The sequence below is a fragment of the Hyphobacterium indicum genome, assembly GCF_003129605.1.
GTDB classification, from domain to species: Bacteria; Pseudomonadota; Alphaproteobacteria; order Caulobacterales; family Maricaulaceae; genus Hyphobacterium; species Hyphobacterium indicum.
On the sequence record NZ_QBDX01000001.1, the window covers coordinates 470,956 to 492,430 of the forward strand.

Genomic DNA, 21,475 nt, shown 5'->3' on the forward strand with positions numbered 1-21,475 from the left:
TTGCCACCCAAGTTGAGGGAAGGCGCACCGGGCAAGGCTGTCGGGCGCACAGATTTCCCCTCCAGCTTATCGTCCGTTTTCGTTATCGGTATTGATCTTCAACGGATGATGCGCGCCGCTAGTACACGGGGGAACGCGGCTTGGCTTGCAGCCTGACAATAATGAGGAATTGACGACGATGAAGCGTCAGCGCGGACGGGGCCGGGGAAAACCTGGCGGCAATCAAGGTAACCGCTCGTTTGAAAGCAATGGTCCGGACGTCAAAATCCGGGGCAATGCCTCAACGGTTTACGAGAAATATATGCAACTTGCCCGTGACGCATCGTCGTCGGGGGACCGGGTCATGGCCGAAAACTACTACCAGCACGCGGATCACTATTTCCGTGTGGTGGCCGAGCAGCAGGCAGCTCTGATCGAGCAACAGCAGCGCCGGGAACGCCAGCAGGGCCAGCAGGGTCAGCACAATAATAGCAATAATAACCAGAATGATGGCGGAAATGACCGCCGCCGCAATTACCGCAATCGCAATGAGGCGGATAACAATGCGGACGATCAGCCCTCCCGCGGCGCGCAAGATGAAAACAGGGGCGACCAGCCGGACAATGAAACGCCGCGCCGTGGCCGCCGTCCGCGCCGCCAGCCGATGGAAAGCCAGCGCGATCCGCTTGAAGTGGTTGATCCGGAAGCCGGTGGCAAGCCGGAGATGACCAGCTCCGGGGATGAGGATGACCAGCCCAAGCCGCGCCGTGGCCGCCGTCCGCGCAAGGCGGCAGACGCAGAGGGTTCCGGAAATGCCTCAGGCGACGGATCCAACACTGAAGCGGCCTGATCAAGCTGATCGCAAGCCTTCTGAAACCCCGGCCGGTGTGCCGGGGTTTTTGTTTGCGCCCACACCCTTGTGTGATCAATCCGCAACACCTATTTCAGCTTCAGGATAGGGGCCGGGCCTGGCGAAGGACGGCCCCGGAATTGCAATCTCGCCTGATCGGGGGATGGAACAGACATGAATTTTGAAACCTATACGGACCGGGCACGGTCCATCATCCAGAATGCTCAGCAATCGGCTCTGGCCGCACGTCACCAGCAATTCACGCCGGAACATGTGCTTGCGGCACTGATGGACGATGAGGGCAGCCTGGCCGTCAATCTCATCAAGGCTGCCGGGGGCAATCCGGCGCAGGTCCAGGATCTGACGGCAGAGGCGCTGAACCGCCTGCCCAAGGTCGAAGGCACCGGTGCCGGCCAGATCTATCTGGCACCGCAGACCGCCGAGGTCTTCAAGACGGCGGAGGAAGCGGCAAAGAAAGCCGGGGATCAGTATGTCTCGGCCGAGCGGCTGCTGCAGGCCCTGTCCATCGCCAAGGGAGCGCATGCCGCCGATATTCTGAAGACTGCGGGTACCACGCCGCAATCCCTCAATACCGCCATCAACGACATGCGCGCGGGCCGGACGGCGGACAGCCAGTCGGCGGAAGACAGCTATGAAGCTTTGAAGAAATATTCCCGCGACCTCACCGAGGCCGCCCGGGCCGGCAAGCTGGATCCGGTTATTGGCCGCGATGAGGAAATCCGCCGCGCTATCCAGGTTCTCTCCCGCCGCACCAAGAACAACCCCGTCCTCATCGGCGAGCCCGGCGTCGGCAAGACCGCTATCGCAGAAGGTTTGGCGCTGCGCATCGTCAATGGTGACGTGCCCGAAGGCATCAAGGAGAAAAGACTCCTCGCTCTCGATATGGGTTCGCTCATTGCGGGCGCGAAATACCGCGGCGAGTTCGAGGAGCGCCTGAAAGCCGTGCTTGGCGAGGTTGAGGCTGCGGGCGGCAATATCATCCTCTTCATTGATGAAATGCACACCCTTGTCGGGGCCGGAAAGACTGACGGGGCGATGGATGCCTCAAACCTCCTGAAGCCCGCCCTCGCACGGGGTGAATTGCACTGCATCGGCGCCACCACGCTGGATGAATACCGCAAGCATGTGGAAAAGGACGCCGCCCTGGCGCGGCGCTTCCAGCCGGTCTTTATCGGCGAACCGACGGTGGAGGACACGATCTCCATCCTGCGCGGCCTCAAGGACAAGTATGAGGTCCACCACGGCGTGCGCATTTCCGACGGCGCGATTGTCGCCGCAGCGACGCTGTCCAACCGCTACATCACCGACCGCTTTCTCCCGGACAAGGCCATCGACCTGATGGACGAGGCCGCATCGCGCCTGCGCATGCAGGTCGATTCCAAGCCCGAGGAGCTCGACGAGATCGACCGCCGCATCATGCAGCTGAAGATCGAGGCCGAAGCGCTGAAAAAGGAAAAGGACGACGCCTCGAAAGCGCGGCTGGAAAAGCTGGGCAAGGAAATCGCCGAACTGTCCTCCAGGTCCGATGAAATCACCGCCGCTTGGCGCGCGGAAAAGGATAAGCTCGCCTCCTCGACCGAGGTCAAGGACCGCCTCGACCGCGCCCGCGCGGAACTTGCTGATGCCGAGCGCCGGGGCGATCTCGGCAAGGCATCCGAGCTGAAATACGGCATCATTCCAGAGCTTGAAGCCAAGGTGTCAGAATCCGACAATGCCGAGGACGGGGCGCTGGTGAAGGAAGTCGTCGATGAGGAACAGATTGCCGGCGTTGTCTCGCGCTGGACCGGTGTGCCGGTCGACAAGATGCTGGAAGGCGAGCGCGAGAAACTCCTGAAAATGGAGGACGCCCTGCGCGGCCGCGTCGTCGGGCAGGATGAAGCCCTGGCCGCTGTCTCCGACGCCGTCCGCCGGGCCCGCGCCGGTCTGCAGGATCCCGGACGCCCGATCGGCTCCTTCCTCTTCCTGGGCCCCACGGGCGTCGGCAAGACCGAGCTGACCAAGACACTGGCCAATTTCCTGTTTGACGACGAACACGCCGTCACCCGTATGGACATGTCCGAATACATGGAGAAGCACTCCGTCGCCCGCCTCATCGGCGCACCGCCGGGTTATGTCGGTTATGATGAAGGCGGTGCCCTCACCGAGGCGGTCCGCCGCCGGCCCTATCAGGTCATCCTGTTTGACGAGATCGAGAAGGCGCACCCTGATGTCTTCAACGTGCTCCTGCAGGTGCTCGATGACGGCCGTCTGACCGACGGGCAGGGCCGCACGGTCGATTTCCGCAATACGCTGATCATCATGACGTCGAATCTGGGGGCTGAATTCCTGATGCAGGCCGAGGATGTCGACGACGCCCGCGAGAGTGTCATGGGCGCTGTGCGGGCGCATTTCCGCCCGGAATTTCTCAACCGAGTGGACGAGATCATCCTCTTCCGCCGCCTCGCCGAAGAGCATATGGGGGCAATTGTCGACATCCAGATGAAGCGCCTCGCCAAACTCCTCGCTGACCGCCGCATGACCATCGAGCTCGATGAGGCCGCCCGGACCTGGCTGGCCACAAAAGGCTTTGATCCGGCGTATGGCGCGCGGCCGCTGAAGCGCGTCATCCAGAAGGAGCTCCAGGACCCGCTCGCCCGGCTCTTGCTGGAGGGCGATCTGAAAGATGGCGATGCGATCAAGGTTTCTGCAGAAGGCGGGCATCTGGTGATCAACGGGCATGTCATTGCCCGTGAAGCCGCCGCCCCGCCGGATGTGATGGTGAACTGATCGAGCGGACCAAAAGAGCCTGTGCCAAAAGACACAGGCTCTTTTTCTATCCGGCATTCGCCTGAAGCTGCATGAACACGCCCAGCCGGTCGCAGACTTGCCAATGGCCGTTGAGCCGCAAACCCTCAAAACCATAGACCGTCAGCCCCGTCATCTTGATGACCTTGCCGCTGGCGGTGAAGCCGGAAACGTCGCCCAGATGGGTCCCTTTCCAATGCCAGGATACGGCGACTTCATCCCCGTCCGCCAATATCGAGACCGGCGTGAAAGCCTGATCCGGAAAAGGCGCGCGAGAGGTTTCGATGCGGTGCCGGAAACCGGCATGATCCAGTGTCTGCCCATGCCAGGGGTCACCGGGGTCATTGCGGATCACATATTGCGGTGCAATGAAGTCCGGAATCGCGTCGTATTCACCGCCACTCCAGATCCGGTCTAGAAATTCGGTCAGCCGGGCTTTGCGTTGTGCATCTTGCATCACACCGTCTCCCGCATGTTCAACCGCAAATGCGGTTCGCCATCAGAGGTGCGGGTCACCGTCGAACCATCCGGCCTGATCGTCGCCTGAATACGCTTTCGATAAGCCGAAAAGCTGTCGAACTTTACGACATCGACCGCTTCGTCGAGATCGAGCGAAATCCGCAGATAGCCATCATCTGCCAGCGTCTGCAGGCTGAGGATACGGGCCTTGAAGGGCTGGCCCAGATAAAGGCCGGACACATTCTGGCCGACCGCCAATGGCACCGGCGGACGGTTTCCGGCGGCAGCATGAAGCGTGTTCCAGTCGCGATAGCCTAATTGCCTGGCAACCAGCTCCAGTGCTTCGCCATGCTTGATGAAATCGCCGTCTTCCGCGAGCGCGCTTCGCAGTCGTCTGGCTTGCGCTTTCAGCGCTTCAAGTGAGGGCAGGGATTGGGCAGGGGGCATCATATCGATCCTTGTCAGGATCCCGAACATTTTGAAGGGGGCTCGCATTGCCTTCATTCCGGGATCTTTCAAGAAACCGAAAATAAAATTCGAGAGGCTTTCACCAGAGACAAGAGTCCTGCGAACGGCCGGCAGCCTTGGCCGGCGGGCTGAATACGTCCGCCCGGCCAAGGCGTCAAGTTATTCCTCCGGTGCACGGCGCATGATACGCCGTCTTGGATTGGCCGGCTCGGCGGTTCCGCTGATGGCGAAACGCTGTTCGCTCCAGTCGATCTCCAGATAGAGCCCGCGGAGGGCACCAGAGCCCATATTGGCAAAGGGCAGGGGAAAGCCGGTTATATCCGAGAGCGGGATTTCCGCATCGCCGACGCGGGCAACAGCATCGATGGGGGCACCCATGATCTGCATTACACGATCAATAGTGCGGGCTTCGCCTACCACTTGCAGGGGGCCAGCCAGTGGCAGGTCATCAATGCGGTCCTTGGGAAAGTTCAGAACCGACGGATTACCGGTATCTATATGCACCGGCACAGTTACATCGCCAATCGTCAGCGGTATCTCGATGATCGGCGCAGTGGCAGAAAAATCCATCCAGCTCGCACCCTCGCCATGATGCATTGCGCCGCCAATCTCGACCCGGTTTCTGGAGAAGTCGAATGCTACGCGGCCATGACCGGCGAACGCATTCGGACCGATGACGCCGACACTGCCCATCTGGCCCGGATCCCCGAAATCGATAATGATCGAACGGATATTGCCGGCTTGCGCCCCGCCGAGATCAACGCTTTCCAACATAGTGTATTCGACCTCGACGGGTTCGCCGCCAGCCGGGCTGCCAACCTGCCCCGTGCCGGTAATTTCCAATCCTAATTCCTCGACCATGTCAGATCGGATCATGGCACCGCTCGCGCCGGTATCGAATACAAAGGGGTAAGGGCCCTGGCCATTGACGGTCAGTTCAATGACCGGTCTTCCGCTGGACAAGTCGAACGGGATGCTGTGTGTGGGGTCATCGGCGGCGCTGATCGCCAAGCCTGTGACTGCTAGGAAGGTTGATATCATCGGTAGACCTCAATATTACGAATCGTAATAACCGTGTCTGATAAACTCCGATCTGGAAAGTGAAATTTATGTTATCGACACCGCCATTAACTGAGCTGGAGGGCGCCGCACTGGCTTTGATAAAGCGTGAAACCGCTCTAACGGCCTATGAGATCAAGGAAGGATTTCGTCGATCGCCCTCATCCTACTGGTCGGGCAGTGCCGGGGCCGTGTATCCGATGATGAAACGGCTTGAAGGCGCGGGGCTGGTAGTGTCGTTGGATGAATCCAATTCTCGCCGGCCGAGAAAAGTATTCCGCCTGACAAACGGAGGCGAGGCTGCCCTGCGGTCATGGCTGATCGACGAGGAAAGGGCGGCAGATGCCGGTTATGACCCACTGCGCACACGTCTGCCGTTTCTGGTTCACGTCGAGCGACGTGCAGCGCGGGAACTTCTCGATAGTGTTGAAGCGCGAACACGCGAGATGCCGGCACCATCAGAAGACAGGCATGCTGCATTGGTCCATGAAAGCTGGCGCGTCATGCGTCTGGCCTGGATCGCCGAGCTCAAGTGCCAGTTTGGCTGATTACTGCGCGCCTTCGTGATTTTGAGCCGATACGATGCGGGACGCTGCGACATCACCGATCTCGGCCGCATTACGGGCGCTGTCGCGGATGGCAATGATGCGGTCGCGTTCAGCTTCGAACAACGGGATTTCTTCCGATTCCAGCGTTCGGCCGGTAGGCAGGTCCAGCGCCATCGGGTTCACCGACGTGCCGTTGTGATGGACTTCATAATGAAGGTGCGGGCCGGTCGATCGGCCGGTCGTGCCGACATAGCCGATAATCTGTCCCTGCTGCACACGGGCACCCGCCGTGATCCCGCGCGCAAAGCCCTGCATATGGGCATAGGCGGTCTGGAATCCATTCGTATGCCGGATCCGCACATAGTTTCCGAAGGAACCAAAACGGTCAGCGCGCTCAACCACGCCATAGCCGGCGGCGAAGATCGGCGTCCCCCGGGGCGCGGCAAAGTCGGTACCGCGGTGCAGGCGGTTATATCCCAGCACCGGGTGGCGCCGCATTCCATAGTGCGACGAGAGCCGCGCGCCATTGATGGGCGTCATCATCAACAGGCGCTGGGCGCTTTCGCCGTCCGCGTTGAAATAGGCAATCTGCCCGTCAGCGGATTCATAGCGGTAATATTCCAGCGGATCGCCGCGTCCGGCATACATGACATAAAGGATATCGCCCGTGCGCATGACATTGCCGTCTGAATCCAGGAAGCGCTCGAAAACCACGTCAAAGCGGTCGCCCTCGCGGATGGAGCGCTGGAAGTCGACGGCATAGGCGAGAATTCCGGCGAGCTCGACCACGATACGGTCCGTGGCACCGGCGGCGAGTGAATCGACATAGAGGCTGGTCGTGATGGAGCCTGACGAGCGCACAAGTTCGCGTTCGAATTCGGCCGTCATTTCCCGCGCCCGGTAGGACCCGTCTTCCAGCCGTGACACGGTGATCGAGCGTTCGATATCGGGGCGGAAGGAAAACCCGGCAAGGCGGGGTCCGCCCTCTTGCTCTGCGGTGGTCCGCGGCGTTTCCAGATAGACTGTAATTTCCTGTCCAGCCCGCAGGCGGCGGACTTCAAAAACCGGATCAAGGGAATTGACGGCGCGGGCGACATCCCCGCCCGCGGCACCGGTATCATTGAGGACACCGGCCAGCGTGCCACCACTGGGCACGGTCGCCAGGATTGTCTGCGTATCCAGGGGACAGGCCACACAATCGGTGTAGAAGGCGGCATGTTCCAGATCGCGAAGGTTTTCAACCGGCGTGATTGTGTATTCCGGGGCGTTTCTGACCAGATCAATGGATTGGTTTTCGGCAGCTGCTTGTGCCGCGAGCGTGTCCGGAGGCTGTGCAGCACCAGCACTTCCATCCCCGCCAACCCGGCTGAAGATCAATGCAATCAACAGGATGAGTGAAAGCACAATACTCGCGATGATCGCCGCGGACCGGCGGCGAACAGCATCAAGGGAACGTACATCAAAACCGGACATCACTGGCCTTTAATGGATAGCTAACTTGCTTCGTTCAACGATTAGCAAGAACCGCGCCCGCGGCGGGTTCATACAGTCAGTTTCCAACGCGGGCACCACAATGACGTGACGTAAGGAAGTTGCCAAGAGCTTACTGACAGTGAGAATTTTCAGGGTCAGGACTTCGCGGCAGAATCATGTATCAGGATAACACATGACCCAGATCAAACCCGCCGAACTTGCCCCCGAACAAATGGCCGCGCTGTTGTGCGCCCGTCTCTGCCACGACCTTGTCAGCCCGGTTTCGGCCATGGGCATGGCCTTCAGCGTGCTCGATGACGAGGATGCCGACTCCATGCGCGAGGATGCCATCGAGCTGGTGCGCGAAAATGCCCGGCAGGCCGAGGCCAAGCTGGAATTTGCCCGCATCGCCTTTGGCGCAGCGGGATCGGCACCGGGGATCATGGAATCCGATGAGCTTAAGCGCCTGGCAGAGAACTACTTCTCCACTCTGCGTCCGGACCTCGTCTGGAAAGTCAGTGCGCGTGGGCTGGAGAAAACCGCCGCCCGCCTTCTGCTCAATCTGTGCATGACGGCTGCGACATCCGCTGCGCGCGGCGGAACGGTCACGGTCGAAGCCAATGATGACGGAGCAGGGGGTGTACGCCTGCACCTGGTTGCGGAAGGCCCGAAAGCGGACCTCAAGCCGGACTTTGAAGGCGCGCTGGAAGGTCACGAGCCCGAGGACGGTTTCAATGGCCGCTCCATCCAGCCCTATTACACCGGTCTGATCGCCCGCTCGGCGGGGGGGCGCGTCACCGCGCAAAAAAGCGAGGACCGGGTGGAATTCGTTGCGCTTGTGGCTCCGAAAGCCTCGCTCGCAGCCTGATCTCTCAAACCCCTGTTAACCAAAACGGGTGACGATTCTTCTCCAGACGCCTGTTCGTGCGTCAGGGAGAGAAGAGCGACATGAAAACCTGCCTTGTCGTCGACGATAGCCGGGTGATCCGCAAGGTCGCCCGCCGGATCATCGAAGGGTTCAAATTCCAGTGTGATGAAGCGGCAGACGGCGCAGAAGCGCTGGCCTATTGCCGCAACAGGATGCCGGACGCCATTCTGCTTGACCGCAACATGCCGGTCATGAACGGCATCGATTTCGTCAAGGCGCTGCGCCAGGAACCGGACGGCAGTCAGCCCATCGTGGTCTTCTGTACGACCGAAAATGATGTGCCCTCGATCACCGAAGCGCTGCGCGCCGGGGTCGACGAATACATCATGAAGCCCTTCGACACCGACATTGTGCAGTCGAAATTCCAGCAAGTCGGCCTGATCGGGGAATAGCGCCATGTTGGACACAGCCGCCATCAACACCATTTCCGCTGAAGCGCGCCGCCGCGCCGGCATCGCCATCCCGCAGGCCCAGACCTATCTGGTCGAGGCCCGCCTGGCACCGGTCGCGCGGTCGGAAGGCTATGACAGCCAGGCCGACCTTGTCCGCGCCCTGGAAAGCACGAGGGATGACCGCCTCTGGCGGCGCGTGGTGGAAAGCCTGGCCGATCACGAGACCTGGTTTTTCCGCAATCCGGCCCCGCTTGACCATTTCATGTCCGACATTCTGCCGGTGCTGGCGCGGGTCAAGGCGCGCAAGGCCCCGATCCGCATCCTCAGCGCCGGGTGCGGCACCGGACAGGAAGTCTGGTCGCTCGCCATGCTGATGGAAGAGCAGAAAGCCCGCCTGGGTGCCATGGATATCGAGATTATCGGCACCGATATATCCCGCCGCGCCATCGAGCGCGCGCAGTCCGCGGCCTATTCCCAGTTCGAGGTTCAGCGCGGCCTCTCCATCCAGCGTCTGATCGAGCATTTCGAACCCTATGGACAGCAATGGGTGCTGAAAGACTCGGTCAAGCGCTGGGCCCGGTTCGAACGCGATAACCTCTTGAAACCATCAGAGAGTCTGGGCGAATTTGACATCATATTCTGCCGCAATGTGCTCTCGGGCATGACCCCGGATGCCCGCCGCCACACCTTGCGGATGCTGGCCGAGCGCTCCGGCCCGGCCGGATATCTGGTGCTGGGGCAGGGGGAAACGATTTCCGGTGCCGGTGAGCTTTATCGCTCCCTGTCGGGCATCAAGGGAGTCTATGCCCGAACCATGGAGGTGGCCCGGCAGGCCGCCTGAAAGTGACAGCCCCCGGGTAAAGAATTCAGACAAAGAAAAAGCCCGGAGCGGGGGCGCCAGGCTTGTCCTTGAGTTTGGTAAGAGGAGAGGCGGGTTACGCCACGTCCTTCTGCTCGACCGGGTCGCGCAGCACATAGCCCCGTCCCCAGACGGTTTCGATGTGATGCTGTCCGCCAGTGGCAGCCGCCAGTTTCTTGCGCAGCTTGCAGATGAAGACGTCAATAATCTTCAATTCCGGCTCGTCCATCCCGCCATAAAGGTGGTTCAGGAACATTTCCTTGGTCAGCGTATTGCCCTTGCGCAGCGAGAGCAGTTCCAGCATCTGGTATTCCTTGCCGGTGAGGTGAACGCGATGTCCGTCCACTTCCACGGTCTTGGCGTCCAGATTGACGCCGATATCGCCGGTCTTGATGATCGACTGGGCATGACCTTTCGAGCGGCGGACAATGGCGTGGATGCGCGCCACCATCTCGTCCTTGTGGAACGGCTTGGTCATGTAATCATCGGCGCCGCAGCCGAGGCCGCGCACCTTGTTGTCGATGTCGGCATTGCCGGTGAGGATGAGGATCGGCGTGTCGATCTTCGCCATCCGCAATGTCTTCAGCACGTCAAAGCCGGGCATGTCCGGCAAATTCAGGTCCAGAAGAATGATGTCGTAATCATAGAGTTTGCCGAGATCGACACCCTCTTCCCCCAGATCCGTCGTATAGACATTGAAGCCTTCCGACTTGAGCATCAGATCGATGGATTGCGCTGTCGCGCGATCGTCTTCAATCAGCAAAACCCGCATGGATATTCTCCGCCCCGCTAGTCCGGCGAATCACTTCGCCGTTGGTTCCATGGTTAACGTGCTTCGGACGGTAGATGCAAAGCGTTAACGAAAGTTAACCGCGAATTGACTCAAATAGCAGAATCGAGTCCGTCCTCGATTCGTTCCGCTTTGATTTTTGACTCGGCTTTTTGCCTGTCTATGCATAAGGTTGAGTCAGATCAGCGGAGGCAATGCGCCATGCAGCTCGGGCTCGGCACGCTCATCGCGTTAATATTACCTGCAGCTGTTTTTGCGCAAGGCACCGTTAGTTGGTCGATTTTGCCCAATGCGCGAACCGGTGCGCCAAACGAAGAACTGACCTTTCTTGCGACCATTTCCAATTCCCGCGATGTGACGATGACCTGCCAGCCGCGCTTTGGCGGCTTCTTCACGCGTCCGGGTGGTGTGAGTGGCCGGGCGCAATTCTTCACCTATGACGGCACCACTCTCGGTGATACGGCGAACGCCTTTGTCGATATCCCGGCTCAGTCGAGCCAGAATTATGTGGTGGTACTGACGGTGGACCGCGCCTATAGCGGTAATGTCCTGATCCCGATCCGTTGCACTGATCCTGACAATGTCATCCATGATTTGCGCCGCATCCCGCTGGTCAACGATTTCCAGGTTGTGATCGAGGCCGGGAACCCGCCCGATATTGTCATGATCGGTGATACGCTTTCAAATGATGGTGTCGCCCGAGTCGGAGAGACAGGGCCGCGCGCGGCACTGATGACACTGGCAGCGGTCAACATTGGCGGCCCAGCAACGGACTTCATTGTCGTGCCGGAAGTTACTGGTTTCTCGACGCTCCAGGCGGGTTACCGCCCCACGATTTGCGAAACCGACGCCAATGGCCATTGCATCGGCCCGGAAGATACCTTTGTGAGCGTCGCGGATTGGCCCACGAATGAGGTGCGGCTCTTCGCCGTGCGCCTGCGTGTGCCGCCGCAGAACGGCGTGCCCAATTATCCTGATCAGCTGCGCTTGCGGGTGCGGGCAGCGCCCGAGCCGGACACAACCGGGCTTGATCGGCCTGCTGATTTCGCGGGCGACTGGAACCAGCTTCTGGATGCCATGTTCGGCGGGTACAGCTCTGGCGTGGAAGCCAGGGCACAGCCTCCGTTTGACGATATTATTGCGCCCGTTCAGCAATGCGTCACACAGGTCAATGGTGATACCGGCGGCGAGTTTGCGCGATCCGGCGGTTTCCTTCTGGTGTCGCAGGAACAGGGCAGTGGCGGACCGGTCGAACTGGACGGATTTCTGGAATTCGCCGACGGCCAGTTCCAGACGGGGGTCATTGGTTTCTTCCGTCCCGTTCAGCTGGAATTTCCGTCCGAATCCGGTGCTGGCACAGTCAGTATTGCGGGCGGCGGCACCGGCACGGTTCAGGAAACCGATCGGGCATTTCCCGCGACATTGATCGCGCAGAACGGCGATCGCGGTGTCAGAATTCACTGGGACGCGCAGGGCGGCGGGCTGGTCGATATTGCACAGGCCGGGTCAACGCGATGTGCCGGGGCACCGCCTATTCCGGATATGCCGGCAGAAGAACCGAACCAGGCCCGAAGACTGCTGGCCGGCTTCTTCGGCGGTGGGACGGATAATGAAGTTCACGCGACCCCGGCGATCAACGGTGAGTCCCCGGTCGTGTTAGGCGAAGAAAATGGTGTCGGCTTTGTCGCAATCGGCACGGGCGACGCGCCGGCCCTGCTGGATGGCTTTGTGCCGCACGAGCCGCCCGTCAGCGGTCTGACCCTGACACAGATCGATCTCATGTATGACGCATCGCTCGGCGCGTTGCGAATTGCCAATCAGGCCGGTTATGGCGGGGTATTTGTTCCGGCAGATGTTGATACCAGTGGTAATACACCTGCGTTTCGCTGCGGCGTCATGAGTTTCACGGGAACAATCCCGACCCGCGACACGCCCGGCTCCAACCAGGATGGCGGCGTAACGATCCTTCTTCCCCTCGACGAGGACCCGGATGAGCTCGGCGACGGAGAGTGCATTCAGTAACGGGAGGGACAGCTTTCCTGCAATTCCCCCTTATCGGGCAGTCCGGTTTCACTAGATATCGGAGTAATCCGCTTGAAGGAGCTCGCCCCATGAAATGCCCGATCGATGGTGAAACCCTGGTGATTGCAGACCGGTCCGGCGTCGAGATCGACTATTGCCCGAAATGCCGCGGCGTCTGGCTGGATCGCGGCGAGCTGGACAAGATCATCGAGCGCGCCGAAGCACCGCGCGCTGCCGCACCGCAATCGGCGCCGTGGGATGGTGATCGCCCGCGTGACCCCCGGCGTCAGGACGAACGCCGGCCCAAGCGCCGGGAGAGCTTTCTGTCAGAACTGTTCGATTTCGAACTCTAGCTGCGGCGTTTACGTGGTCCTAACCGCAATTTGCTAGCCTGATCCTTCATTGCGCTCAAAACGGGCGTTCGAGGATCAAGAATGCAGGCGCTGATCGACCGAATCGAATCACTGGACCCGCGCGTCATGACCGGACGCGTGACGGGGATCAATGGTTTGCTGGTCGAGGTTGAAGGCCCGGCTGCGGGTCTCGCGCTCGGCTCCCGCGCACACATTGATACGGCCCGGGGCGAAGCCACTTGCGAAGTGGTCGGCTTCAAGGGGCAGTCAGCCATCATGATGCCGTTTGAGCCCGTCGATGGTGTCCGCCCTGGCGCGCCCGCCCGGCTCGATCCCGATGTCGCCACCGTCCGCCCGTCTTCGGGCTGGCTCGGCCGGGTCATCGACAGTTTTGCCAATCCGCTGGATGGCGGTGAGCCGCTGGCCAAGGGCGCGGTCTCCTATCCGCTGCGCGGCCGCCCGCCCTGTGCCCATGGCCGGGGCCGACTCGGTCCGCGCATGGATCTCGGCGTCCGCGCGCTCAATGTCTTTACCCCCATGCGGCGCGGTCAGCGGCTGGGCGTCTTTGCTGGCTCCGGCGTTGGCAAGTCAGTGATGATGTCGATGCTGGCGCGCAATGCCGACGCCGATGTCATCGTCATCGGCCTGGTCGGAGAACGTGGCCGCGAAGCCCGCGAATTCGTCGAGGATGTGCTCGGCCCGGAAGGCCGCCGCAAGTCCGTTGTCATCACTGAAACCTCGGACGCTCCGGCTCTGGCCCGTCGTCAGGCCGCGCAACTGACCCTGACCGTGGCCGAATATTTCCGCGACAAGGGCAAGAATGTGCTCTGCCTGATGGACAGTGTTACCCGCGTCGCCCTGGCACAGCGTGAAATCGGCCTTGCGGCCGGTGAGCCGCCGACCACGCGGGGCTATACGCCTTCTGTCTTTGCCGAGTTGCCGCGGCTTTTGGAGCGGGCAGGGCCGGGACCATCGGGCACAGGCTCAATCACCGGAATTTTCACCGTTCTGGTGGATGGCGATGATCACAATGAACCGGTCGCCGATGCGGTGCGTGGTATTCTGGACGGCCATATCGTGATGAGCCGCGAGATTGCCGAACGCGGCCGCTATCCGGCGATAGACATCCTGCGCTCGGTCAGCCGGGTCGCTCCTGAAGTCTATGAGAATAACGAGGCCGAACTGGTGCGCGAAGCCCGCCGCAGTCTCGCGACCTATGCAGACATGGAAGAATTGATCCGCCTCGGCGCTTATGCCGCCGGATCGAATAAAGAGACGGACCAGGCCATTGCGCTCAACGGTCCGCTCGAAGCATTCCTCGGCCAGGGGAAAGACGAAGCCACATCCATTGATGAGAGCTTTGCACGCCTGGCCGGGATTTTGGGTGGTGATGGAGGTATCTCATGACACGGTCTCATGAGCCATTGATCCGGCTGGCCCGGTTCAAGGTCGAGGAATTACAGAAGCAGCTGGCCGATATTGATCGCGTGCGCACCTCGCTCAACGATCAGATCGAGCGGCTGGAAGCATCCGTGCCGGAAGAACAGGCAGCGGCAACCGACAACAAGGACGGCTATATCGCCTATGGCAGCTATGCCCAGGCGGTGATCAAGCGGAAGCAGAATATCCGCGCCTCCCTGGACGAGGTTGACCAGCAGGCCGAAGGCATCCGCGAGCGTCTTGAAGGCGCCTTCCGCGAGCTCAAGAAGTATGAATTGCTGGAAGAACGCCGGGTCGCCCGTATCGAGGACGCCTTGCGGGCCGAGGAGCAGGCGGAGCTCGACGAAATCGCGCAAACACGCCGCCGCAACGCGCATTGAACCACTGAAATGCCGTTATCCTCCGGCTTGACCGGAGGATCTCGATAAGGCTGGGATCCCCCGAATAAATCGGGGGATGACGCAGTTACTGATCAGGCCTACCGCCCGCCTGACCAGCTGACATCGATACGGAAGCTGCGCCCCGCCTCGCTGGTGCCGGCAAAGACGCGGGCATAATCCGCGTCAAAGACATTATCGATCCCCGCCGACAGCGTGACCGGTGACGTTTCCGCCGGACGCCAGCGCGCATAAAGATCCAGTGTCGCATAGCCATCGCGTGCCTCGGCCAGAGTCGCTGTCTTGTCAAAATCATCGGCGATCTCGGCGCGTGCGCCCAGTACCAGGCGATGCTGGTCGAGCCGCCAGCGGCCATCAACGAACAGGCGTGCCGGTGTCAGGGAGCCAACGGGCGCGCCCGTGGCATCATCCTCGCCATCGGTTTCCGACAGGGCCGCCGTCAGGCCGAAGATCCCGCTTTCATAATCGAGCTGGATTTCATACCCGGTGAGTGTCGCCGAAGAGACATTGGCGCTGTTTGTCGTGCCAGCCGAACAGGGCAGGAAAGGCGGTGCAAAACAGGTGGGGTCGAAGGCAAAATTGACCGACAGATTGATCAGGTCTTCGGCCTGTGTCTCGAACCAGGAACCCTTGATTTCCAGCCGGTCTCCGGCACGAAAGGCGCTGTCGAAGCCCAGACCTGCCCCGATCTCGATCGTTTCGGTCGTTTCGGGACTCAGTGCCGGATTGGCGATGAATTCATTGGAGATGAAGACCGGCGCACCGAGTATGGGGTGAGGCAGCGAGAAGTGCGTGCCATCAAGATAGATCTCGTTGATGGACGGCGCACGGAAGGCTTGCGCCCAGTTGGCAAAGATCAGGACCGTATTGTTCGGCGCATAGCTGACCCCGAAGCGTCCGGAGGCCTGATCATCGCTATTGCGACCCGCGACGGCGGACGTGCTTTCATAATCATCAAAGCGGACGCCCGGAAGGAAGACGATTTCACCGGGCAGGCCCAGCGGCTGATAGGCGGTGACTTCAAGCTGCGCAAACAGCCCGGAAAATTCCGTCGTCGCATCCGGCACACCACCCCGCACATTGCCGGGCGCGGTGGAGTCAAAGCCCGCCTGTTCATCGCGATAGATTTCACCTCCTGCAGTGAGAGCGGCGTCGGCTGACCCGAGCCGGAATTCGAAGCGCTGATCGGCGCGCACGCCCCAGCTGTCCAGTTCGCGATCAATGATGCGGCCCCCCACGGTCTCCGTCTCCTCAACAGCAGACGATGACTGGAACAGGGTCAGGGTCAGATCCAGCGGCGTTCCGGCCGGCGAGATGTCGCCGGACAGACGGAATGTGTCGGTGGTGATGTCCTTGTCGACCAGCGGATTGAGCTGCCCGGTGGGATTGTTGCCCTGACCATTATTGGGCTCGGTCGCTTCGGCCCGCAACGCTTGCCATGAACCTTCGAACCGGACGCCCGGCGCAGCATCAAGGCCCAGCTTGAACAGGCCGGAAACCGACTGGTCATCGGCCGGCAGGTCATTCCCGGACCCGAGGCGGATATCTCCGCTCTCCCGGCGCGACAGATAGGCCAGCACGTCCAGCGGACCATTCACGCCATAGACGGCACCGGAAACAGAAAATTCCTCATCCACTGACCGGTAACCGGCGGTTGCCCGGGCCCCCAGCATCTGCCCGTCGCCGAGCAGGTCGGCCGCATCCGCTGTTTCAAACGCGATAACACCGCCGGACGCGCCGGAACCATAGAGCGCCGAAGCCGGGCCGCGGACCGATTCAACCGAGGAGAGCAGGGCCGGGTCGACAAAGAAAATTCCATCGTGCGCGGAGTTGAAATTCTGCCGCGCCCCGTCCAGCAGCAGGGTGACGTTTTCACGTGACTGCCCGCGGATGGTCAATGTCTGTCCCGTCCGGCGTGGCCCGCCGCCGGCGTCGACACCGGGAATTTGCCGCAGAAGGGTTTCCAGTGAATAGGGATCGGTCAGTTCCAGCGTTTCCTGGTCGATGACCGAGACCTGCCCCGGGTAGCTGAAAGCGGGAATTTCGGTCCGCGTCGCGCGGACAATGATCACATCGTCATTCCCGCTGGCTTCAGGTGTTTGCCCGGCGTCCTGTGCGAAAGCCGGAGCAGCGATGGACAGGAAGGCGGTGCTGCTGATCGCAGCGAGCAGGACAGAACGCATGAATAATCACCCCGATAGTGTTGCGAATAGTTCGCATTAGCGATTTGCGCCCTTCTGCCGCATCACTTTTGCGATTGCAAGTAAGAATCGTTTGCGATAACAGTCAGCCAGCTTCATGATCAGATGACGGGGAATTCCATGACTTCCAGACTGTTTCTCGCGGGCGCGCTCATGTTGGGACTGACCGCTTGCGCGACGACCAACACGGCTGACATGCCCGGGGCGCAGACCCCGCCTCCCGCCTATCAGCACAGTCAGGCGGAGTTCGAACGCGACCGCGAAGCCATACTCGCCATGACCGGCGAATACGATGTCACCTTCGACTTCCGTGAAGTCGTGGCGTTGCAGCCCGGCTATGAATTCGCCGAACCCAAGCTCAGCGGGGCATGGGAAGTGGTCCGTGTCATTGAGGACCGCGGTGATTTCATTTCACTCCAGCATTTCCTGCTGGTCGGTGAGGAAGAGGCTCCCATGGTGATCAAGCACTGGCGTCAGGACTGGGAATATGAACCCGCCCGCATCATGGCGTTCCGGGGTCATGATAACTGGGACATGGTCGATGTGCCGGCTTCTGAGGCCGCCGGTGCCTGGTCGCAGAGCGTCTATCAGGTTGACGACAGCCCGCGTTATGCGGCCGTCGCGCGCTGGGACCATGAGGCGGCGATTTCAACCTGGGAGCCGGACCTGTCCTGGCGCCCGCTGCCGCGCCGCGATGACACGACGCGGTCGGATTATCATGCCATCGAGGCGGTCAACCGCCACGTCATCACCGCCTGGGGCTGGGTGCATGAACAGGACAACACGAAACTGATCGTTGACGAGGATGGAGCCTCAACCCCGCTCGTCCGGGAAGTGGGTGTGAACACCTATGTCCGCACCGATCTCGCCCATGATGACGCGGCCGACGAATATTGGGCCGCGACACAGGATTACTGGACTTTGGTCCGCGCCTACTGGGACAATCTGGAAGCCAGTGCGGATGGCTTCCATGTCGAGGATGATGCCGAAGGCACGCTGCTCTACGGCCCGATGCTGGATGCCTCCATGCGCCTCTTCTTCGGGGCGGAAACCACCGGGGAAGCCTGGACCGAAGCGCAGGAATTGCTGAACGCCCAGGTCGAAATCGACGGAGCCGCCGACAGGACGGCGGCCGCTGAATAATAGACCAGCACACTGTCACCCTCCGATTCCGCCAGAGGGTGACAGTGGCGACGGCTTATTGTGAGAAAAAGCCCTCAAACAGCGGCGCGGCAGCTTCGCCGTAATAGAGGGCTTCGGGTACATCCCGGCGCAAGGCTGCGCGTTGTTCAAAGAATGCCGCGAAGACGGGTGCCTGAACATCCGGCATTCCGAATGCATCGACGAAGGCGGCTTGCAGCGGATCCAGATCGCTTTCCTCGACAAGCACCCAGACATGGGTCAGTGCGCCATCGGCGAACACAAATTCGGCCAGGCGCCCAGCGCCAAAATAGTCATAGCCATGGCAGTCGACCTGAACGTGGCTGGTCGTCGCAAGCGGCATTTCCGCCGGATTCATCTCCCGCACTGTATGCGTCTCACACAAGGCTGAAAAATCATGGGCGTCCTGTCCGGTGCCAAACTGGAAATCGACCGGGAGGGCAGGATTGAAATTTGCAGCGCTGAGCGCCGCAGCGAGGAAAGCGTACAACATAAGGAACTCCTTCAGAGATAATGCTCCGTTGGATGCACGCCAGTCGCAATGTGGATGCAATCAGTTGCCGCCAGTGAGCAGAACCGGTCCATGACGGGGGTCCTGTGCCGTTTCTTGCGGAATGTCCGGCGTTTCTGCAACATTTCCCTCAGGCTGAATGACCAACGTCTCTGTCGCAACTGGCACCGCCGCTTCGAGGGTAGCCGCTTCGGTAACAGGCCTGACGGGGCCCAGGGCAGGACACATTCGCGGGTCGCAGGACCGAAGCGTCAGGATCAAATCCTCGGCTTCCGAAATCTCTCCGCTTTCCGATGCTTCGATCCAGGCATGAAGAAATCGCGGAATACCGGCCGATTCGGCCCAGACGCGTTCAATGTAATAATCGATCCGGCCCTCACCATTAGCCTGCCAACGCACCGTCTCCAGACCCTGACGCCGTTCCGACCACTGGCCGCCATAGACAACCTCGGTGGACTGGCCGACCGCCACGAATGCGTTCGAGCCGTCCGCCATTTCGAACCGGTAGATGACAGGATCGGACTGATCCTGTGCGACTTCCATACGGGCATCGGCGGGCATCCGCACACAGAAACTCCAGCCCGGCATTGAGCATCCCGTCGGCAGAAAGAGGCTTGCAAGCAGGGAAGTCAGGAGCGGGATCATCACCTTCGCCCGAAACGCCCCCGCGCCGCAAACAGAAGGCCGATCAGAACAAAATAGATGAACAACCGGGCCAGCAGCACCAACCCGCCACGCTCATCAAGCCGTGCCAGCATCAGGTCGAAGGCAAAGTCCGGCGTCACCCCGGTGGCGATGCGCAGGAAGTAGGGGGTAATCGTGTCGGCCACGAAAGCCAGGCCGACAACGACCGGCAATTGCGTGGCGCGGCGCATGATCAGCGCGCCAAACAGTGACCAGACGAGGATCAGCCACCAGTCCGTGGCTGTGAAACCGCCCGAAAGTCTGTCGAGTATTGCGTCCATGGGACTACCTTACGCGGCTTCGCGCCCTGCGGCGAGGGCCGAGGCAAGATTGGCGATATCGCACATGGCGTCACAATCCGGCGACCGCTGGCTCAATGGCATCTGGGCGCGGATTGTCAGCGGTACATGTTCGTCGCGCGCGACTATGCCCGCAAGCGCCGGCGCAAAGCCGAGAAAACTCTGGCAGGTCTTGCGGAAGGCGGCATAGGCTTCGCGGGCCTTGTCGGCGGTCGGCGCGTTGTTGACGACCACCAGCGGTGCTGCGCTTTCGTCGCGGATACGCAAACGTTTGACGAAAGCATAGGCGTCGGTCAGCGAGGTCGGCTCATCATTGATGACGATCAACACATCGTCGGCCGCCATCGCCATGCGCATGGTGGAATCGTCGGCACCCGCGGCCAGGTCCAGCACGGCCCGCTCATAGGAAAGAGCGATAGTCGCACAGGCCGCCGCCAGCCGGTTCACGGCATCCGGTCTCAGCCCTGCCAGCCCGCCAGACCCTGATCGTCCGGCGATCACGTCAAACCCGCCGCGTTGCCGCGCTCCGCCCAGGACAGGCTGACAGGCATCTTCCAGCAAGACCTGACCGGACATGACCGCGGCCAGGTCGGCATCCGGCGACAGGCCCAGTTGCACATCGATATTGGCCATGCCGAGATCGCCATCAATCAGCAACAGGCGTTCGCCCTGTGCCGAGAAGGCTTGCGCCAGTCCGGCGGCAATGACGGTTTTCCCGACGCCGCCCTTTCCGGAGGCAACCGCGAGAATGCGTCCGGCCGGCGCCTTGCTGTCGGGAAGGAAACTCATGCCACATCTCCCTCAAGGCTGACATCATCAGGCAGATCGTGAAGGTCCAGCAGCGTGCGGGCCAGCCGCAATGGCGTCGCCGGTGCCAGGCCGGATCCGATATAGGGGCTGGCCGAGACATGCGCAAAAGCCAGTCCCGCCTCTCCTGTAGCCAGAATAGCCCCCTTGCGGCGCGCACAATCCGCCTTGCCGATAATCGTCCGGCGGGCCCCGACAGAGGCATAGAGCGAGGCGGCTTCTGCCGCATCCTCTGGGGCCTGCCCGGCATCGGCGACGGCAATGATTTCCGCTTCGGCGGCCGCGGCAAAAGCCGCCATCATGTCCAGATCATCCAGATCGAAGGGATTGCCCGCCGGGGCATCAATCAGGAGCAGCTGATCTCCGGCATCCTGGGCATAGGCTTCGGCCTCGCGCGGATCGTCGGCCATCGCATAATCAAAGCCCAGCTTGGCGGCCAGCTCGGAAATGCGGGCTTCGGCGCCGGCGCGCTCGCAATCCGTCGCCAGGATCAGCACCGGCACATCAGCAGCCGCAGCGCGTGCCGCAATCCGCGCCAGCGTAGCGGTCTTGCCCGCGCCCGGGGCTCCGGCAAACAGGTAGGACAGGCCGGATTCGACCTCCAGCGGCGCAAACCGGTACCGGCTTTCCAGCGCTTGCGCCAGCGCATGGGCGGCGGGCGCCTCTTCCTGCAATTCACAGAACCGCGCCAGGGCCTCGATGGCAGCATCGGGCACGCGGTGAAAGCCGAGCGCGCGGATGATCCGGTCAAGCCCGTCGCTATCATCACCGCGTTGACGCCGTATGTCGTTATGAATACGGGCAGCCCGTTCGCGCGGCGCTTCGATGACATCGCCGCCGCGCGGCGCATCGGACGCGGCCCGGACCTGGACGCCGCCACCCGGTGCATCGCCGGTCGCGACAATGATGGCATCCTCGCCGAGGTCGCGGCGGACATGGGCCATCGCCTCGGCAAGGGAAGGGGCGGAAAAGGTCTTCAGGCGCATGGT

Annotated in this window: 22 protein-coding genes; 11 read left to right on the forward strand and 11 right to left on the reverse strand. The window is 61.2% G+C overall.

The window, feature by feature from the left end:
* The first annotated feature begins 178 nt into the window (after positions 1-178).
* Both DBR16_RS02320 and clpB read left to right on the forward strand, forming a co-directional pair.
* A complete protein-coding gene (locus DBR16_RS02320; protein WP_109259614.1) occupies positions 179-829 on the forward strand; it encodes a DUF4167 domain-containing protein in 651 nt (216 codons plus the stop codon).
* Between the two features lie 174 nt (positions 830-1,003).
* The gene (gene clpB, locus DBR16_RS02325; RefSeq protein WP_109259615.1) at positions 1,004-3,616 is read left to right on the forward strand and encodes an ATP-dependent chaperone ClpB; all 2,613 of its coding nucleotides are present in this window, start codon (positions 1,004-1,006) and stop codon (positions 3,614-3,616) included.
* A 46-nt stretch (positions 3,617-3,662) separates the two neighbouring features.
* On the opposite strand, the gene DBR16_RS02330 is transcribed toward clpB, so the two are convergent.
* From DBR16_RS02330 to DBR16_RS02340, 3 genes are all read right to left on the reverse strand, one after another.
* Complete coding sequence (locus DBR16_RS02330) at positions 3,663-4,091, reverse strand: ester cyclase (protein ID WP_199288371.1); 429 nt, start codon at positions 4,089-4,091, stop codon at positions 3,663-3,665.
* Positions 4,091-4,540: a glyoxalase superfamily protein gene (locus DBR16_RS02335; RefSeq protein WP_109260020.1), complete on the reverse strand. Its 450-nt coding sequence runs from the start codon at positions 4,538-4,540 to the stop codon at positions 4,091-4,093. The genes DBR16_RS02330 and DBR16_RS02335 overlap by 1 nt, the downstream gene beginning before the upstream one ends.
* A 180-nt stretch (positions 4,541-4,720) precedes the next feature.
* A complete protein-coding gene (locus DBR16_RS02340; RefSeq protein ID WP_109259617.1) occupies positions 4,721-5,602 on the reverse strand; it encodes a retropepsin-like aspartic protease in 882 nt (293 codons plus the stop codon).
* Between the two features lie 68 nt (positions 5,603-5,670).
* Between DBR16_RS02340 and DBR16_RS02345 the strand changes: the two genes are divergently transcribed.
* Positions 5,671-6,168, forward strand: coding sequence for a PadR family transcriptional regulator (locus DBR16_RS02345; RefSeq protein WP_109259618.1), 498 nt, complete (start codon positions 5,671-5,673; stop codon positions 6,166-6,168).
* Here the strand turns inward: DBR16_RS02345 and DBR16_RS02350 are convergent, their stop codons facing one another.
* The gene (locus tag DBR16_RS02350; RefSeq protein WP_109259619.1) at positions 6,169-7,641 is read right to left on the reverse strand and encodes a M23 family metallopeptidase; all 1,473 of its coding nucleotides are present in this window, start codon (positions 7,639-7,641) and stop codon (positions 6,169-6,171) included. It lies immediately after the preceding gene.
* A gap of 193 nt (positions 7,642-7,834) precedes the next feature.
* Here DBR16_RS02350 and chpT point away from each other — a divergent pair, with 193 nt between their 5' ends.
* The 3 genes from chpT to DBR16_RS02365 all read left to right on the forward strand — a co-directional run bounded on the left by chpT (position 7,835) and on the right by DBR16_RS02365 (position 9,802).
* A complete protein-coding gene (gene chpT / locus DBR16_RS02355) occupies positions 7,835-8,509 on the forward strand; it encodes a histidine phosphotransferase ChpT (RefSeq protein WP_109259620.1) in 675 nt (224 codons plus the stop codon).
* An 80-nt stretch (positions 8,510-8,589) separates the two neighbouring features.
* Positions 8,590-8,961 (forward strand): response regulator, encoded by a 372-nt coding sequence (locus tag DBR16_RS02360; protein ID WP_109259621.1) that lies wholly within the window; start codon positions 8,590-8,592, stop codon positions 8,959-8,961.
* A gap of 4 nt (positions 8,962-8,965) precedes the next feature.
* On the forward strand, positions 8,966-9,802 hold the full coding sequence (locus DBR16_RS02365) for a CheR family methyltransferase (protein ID WP_109259622.1): 837 nt from the start codon (positions 8,966-8,968) through the stop codon (positions 9,800-9,802).
* Positions 9,803-9,896: 94 nt separating this feature from the next.
* On the opposite strand, the gene ctrA is transcribed toward DBR16_RS02365, so the two are convergent.
* Entirely contained in the window at positions 9,897-10,592 is a 696-nt protein-coding gene (gene ctrA / locus DBR16_RS02370) for a response regulator transcription factor CtrA (protein WP_109259623.1), read from the reverse strand.
* A gap of 219 nt (positions 10,593-10,811) precedes the next feature.
* On the opposite strand from ctrA, the gene DBR16_RS02375 reads away from it, so the two are divergent.
* From DBR16_RS02375 to fliJ, 4 genes are all read left to right on the forward strand, one after another.
* Positions 10,812-12,632, forward strand: a complete 1,821-nt coding sequence (locus DBR16_RS02375) for a hypothetical protein (RefSeq protein ID WP_109259624.1) — start codon at positions 10,812-10,814, stop codon at positions 12,630-12,632.
* An 89-nt stretch (positions 12,633-12,721) separates the two neighbouring features.
* Positions 12,722-12,985 (forward strand): TFIIB-type zinc ribbon-containing protein, encoded by a 264-nt coding sequence (locus DBR16_RS02380; protein WP_109259625.1) that lies wholly within the window; start codon positions 12,722-12,724, stop codon positions 12,983-12,985.
* Positions 12,986-13,066: 81 nt separating this feature from the next.
* Positions 13,067-14,392 (forward strand): flagellar protein export ATPase FliI, encoded by a 1,326-nt coding sequence (fliI, locus tag DBR16_RS02385; RefSeq protein WP_109259626.1) that lies wholly within the window; start codon positions 13,067-13,069, stop codon positions 14,390-14,392.
* Positions 14,389-14,805, forward strand: coding sequence for a flagellar export protein FliJ (gene fliJ, locus DBR16_RS02390; RefSeq protein ID WP_109259627.1), 417 nt, complete (start codon positions 14,389-14,391; stop codon positions 14,803-14,805). The genes fliI and fliJ overlap by 4 nt, the downstream gene beginning before the upstream one ends.
* Before the next feature lie 98 nt (positions 14,806-14,903).
* Here the strand turns inward: fliJ and DBR16_RS02395 are convergent, their stop codons facing one another.
* On the reverse strand, positions 14,904-17,006 hold the full coding sequence (locus DBR16_RS02395; RefSeq protein ID WP_109259628.1) for a TonB-dependent receptor domain-containing protein: 2,103 nt from the start codon (positions 17,004-17,006) through the stop codon (positions 14,904-14,906).
* Between the two features lie 138 nt (positions 17,007-17,144).
* Between DBR16_RS02395 and DBR16_RS02400 the strand changes: the two genes are divergently transcribed.
* Entirely contained in the window at positions 17,145-18,167 is a 1,023-nt protein-coding gene (locus tag DBR16_RS02400) for a DUF6607 family protein (RefSeq protein ID WP_109259629.1), read from the forward strand.
* A 55-nt stretch (positions 18,168-18,222) separates the two neighbouring features.
* Here DBR16_RS02400 and DBR16_RS02405 read toward each other — a convergent pair whose 3' ends face one another.
* Genes DBR16_RS02405 through DBR16_RS02425 form a run of 5 tightly spaced genes read right to left on the reverse strand, consistent with a single transcriptional unit; the run spans position 18,223 to position 21,472 of the window.
* Positions 18,223-18,678: a hypothetical protein gene (locus DBR16_RS02405; protein ID WP_109259630.1), complete on the reverse strand. Its 456-nt coding sequence runs from the start codon at positions 18,676-18,678 to the stop codon at positions 18,223-18,225.
* 60 nt (positions 18,679-18,738) lie between these two features.
* A complete protein-coding gene (locus DBR16_RS02410) occupies positions 18,739-19,284 on the reverse strand; it encodes a hypothetical protein (protein ID WP_145959641.1) in 546 nt (181 codons plus the stop codon).
* Positions 19,285-19,340: 56 nt separating this feature from the next.
* Positions 19,341-19,661 carry a hypothetical protein gene (locus DBR16_RS02415; RefSeq protein ID WP_109259632.1) on the reverse strand — a complete coding sequence of 107 codons (321 nt, stop codon included), beginning with the start codon at positions 19,659-19,661 and terminating at the stop codon, positions 19,341-19,343.
* A gap of 9 nt (positions 19,662-19,670) precedes the next feature.
* Positions 19,671-20,468, reverse strand: coding sequence for a nucleotide-binding protein (locus DBR16_RS02420; protein WP_109259633.1), 798 nt, complete (start codon positions 20,466-20,468; stop codon positions 19,671-19,673).
* The gene (locus tag DBR16_RS02425) at positions 20,465-21,472 is read right to left on the reverse strand and encodes a flagellar biosynthesis-like protein (FlhF) (protein WP_109259634.1); all 1,008 of its coding nucleotides are present in this window, start codon (positions 21,470-21,472) and stop codon (positions 20,465-20,467) included. Before DBR16_RS02425 ends, DBR16_RS02420 begins: the two co-directional genes overlap by 4 nt.
* Positions 21,473-21,475 lie beyond the last annotated feature (3 nt).

Coding starts and splice junctions, on each gene's coding strand:
- ctrA (WP_109259623.1), bottom strand. CDS start 10,592: ATGCGGGTTTTGCTGATTGAAGACGATCGCGCGACAGCGCAATCCATC.
- DBR16_RS02350 (WP_109259619.1), bottom strand. CDS start 7,641: ATGTCCGGTTTTGATGTACGTTCCCTTGATGCTGTTCGCCGCCGGTCC.
- DBR16_RS02380 (WP_109259625.1), top strand. CDS start 12,722: ATGAAATGCCCGATCGATGGTGAAACCCTGGTGATTGCAGACCGGTCC.
- clpB (WP_109259615.1), top strand. CDS start 1,004: ATGAATTTTGAAACCTATACGGACCGGGCACGGTCCATCATCCAGAAT.
- DBR16_RS02340 (WP_109259617.1), bottom strand. CDS start 5,602: ATGATATCAACCTTCCTAGCAGTCACAGGCTTGGCGATCAGCGCCGCC.
- DBR16_RS02415 (WP_109259632.1), bottom strand. CDS start 19,661: ATGGACGCAATACTCGACAGACTTTCGGGCGGTTTCACAGCCACGGAC.
- fliI (WP_109259626.1), top strand. CDS start 13,067: ATGCAGGCGCTGATCGACCGAATCGAATCACTGGACCCGCGCGTCATG.
- DBR16_RS02395 (WP_109259628.1), bottom strand. CDS start 17,006: ATGCGTTCTGTCCTGCTCGCTGCGATCAGCAGCACCGCCTTCCTGTCC.
- DBR16_RS02425 (WP_109259634.1), bottom strand. CDS start 21,472: ATGCGCCTGAAGACCTTTTCCGCCCCTTCCCTTGCCGAGGCGATGGCC.
- DBR16_RS02365 (WP_109259622.1), top strand. CDS start 8,966: ATGTTGGACACAGCCGCCATCAACACCATTTCCGCTGAAGCGCGCCGC.
- chpT (WP_109259620.1), top strand. CDS start 7,835: ATGACCCAGATCAAACCCGCCGAACTTGCCCCCGAACAAATGGCCGCG.
- DBR16_RS02320 (WP_109259614.1), top strand. CDS start 179: ATGAAGCGTCAGCGCGGACGGGGCCGGGGAAAACCTGGCGGCAATCAA.
- DBR16_RS02405 (WP_109259630.1), bottom strand. CDS start 18,678: ATGTTGTACGCTTTCCTCGCTGCGGCGCTCAGCGCTGCAAATTTCAAT.
- DBR16_RS02345 (WP_109259618.1), top strand. CDS start 5,671: ATGTTATCGACACCGCCATTAACTGAGCTGGAGGGCGCCGCACTGGCT.
- DBR16_RS02330 (WP_199288371.1), bottom strand. CDS start 4,091: ATGCAAGATGCACAACGCAAAGCCCGGCTGACCGAATTTCTAGACCGG.
- DBR16_RS02420 (WP_109259633.1), bottom strand. CDS start 20,468: ATGAGTTTCCTTCCCGACAGCAAGGCGCCGGCCGGACGCATTCTCGCG.
- DBR16_RS02335 (WP_109260020.1), bottom strand. CDS start 4,540: ATGCCCCCTGCCCAATCCCTGCCCTCACTTGAAGCGCTGAAAGCGCAA.
- DBR16_RS02400 (WP_109259629.1), top strand. CDS start 17,145: ATGACTTCCAGACTGTTTCTCGCGGGCGCGCTCATGTTGGGACTGACC.
- DBR16_RS02410 (WP_145959641.1), bottom strand. CDS start 19,284: ATGCCGGGCTGGAGTTTCTGTGTGCGGATGCCCGCCGATGCCCGTATG.
- fliJ (WP_109259627.1), top strand. CDS start 14,389: ATGACACGGTCTCATGAGCCATTGATCCGGCTGGCCCGGTTCAAGGTC.
- DBR16_RS02360 (WP_109259621.1), top strand. CDS start 8,590: ATGAAAACCTGCCTTGTCGTCGACGATAGCCGGGTGATCCGCAAGGTC.
- DBR16_RS02375 (WP_109259624.1), top strand. CDS start 10,812: ATGCAGCTCGGGCTCGGCACGCTCATCGCGTTAATATTACCTGCAGCT.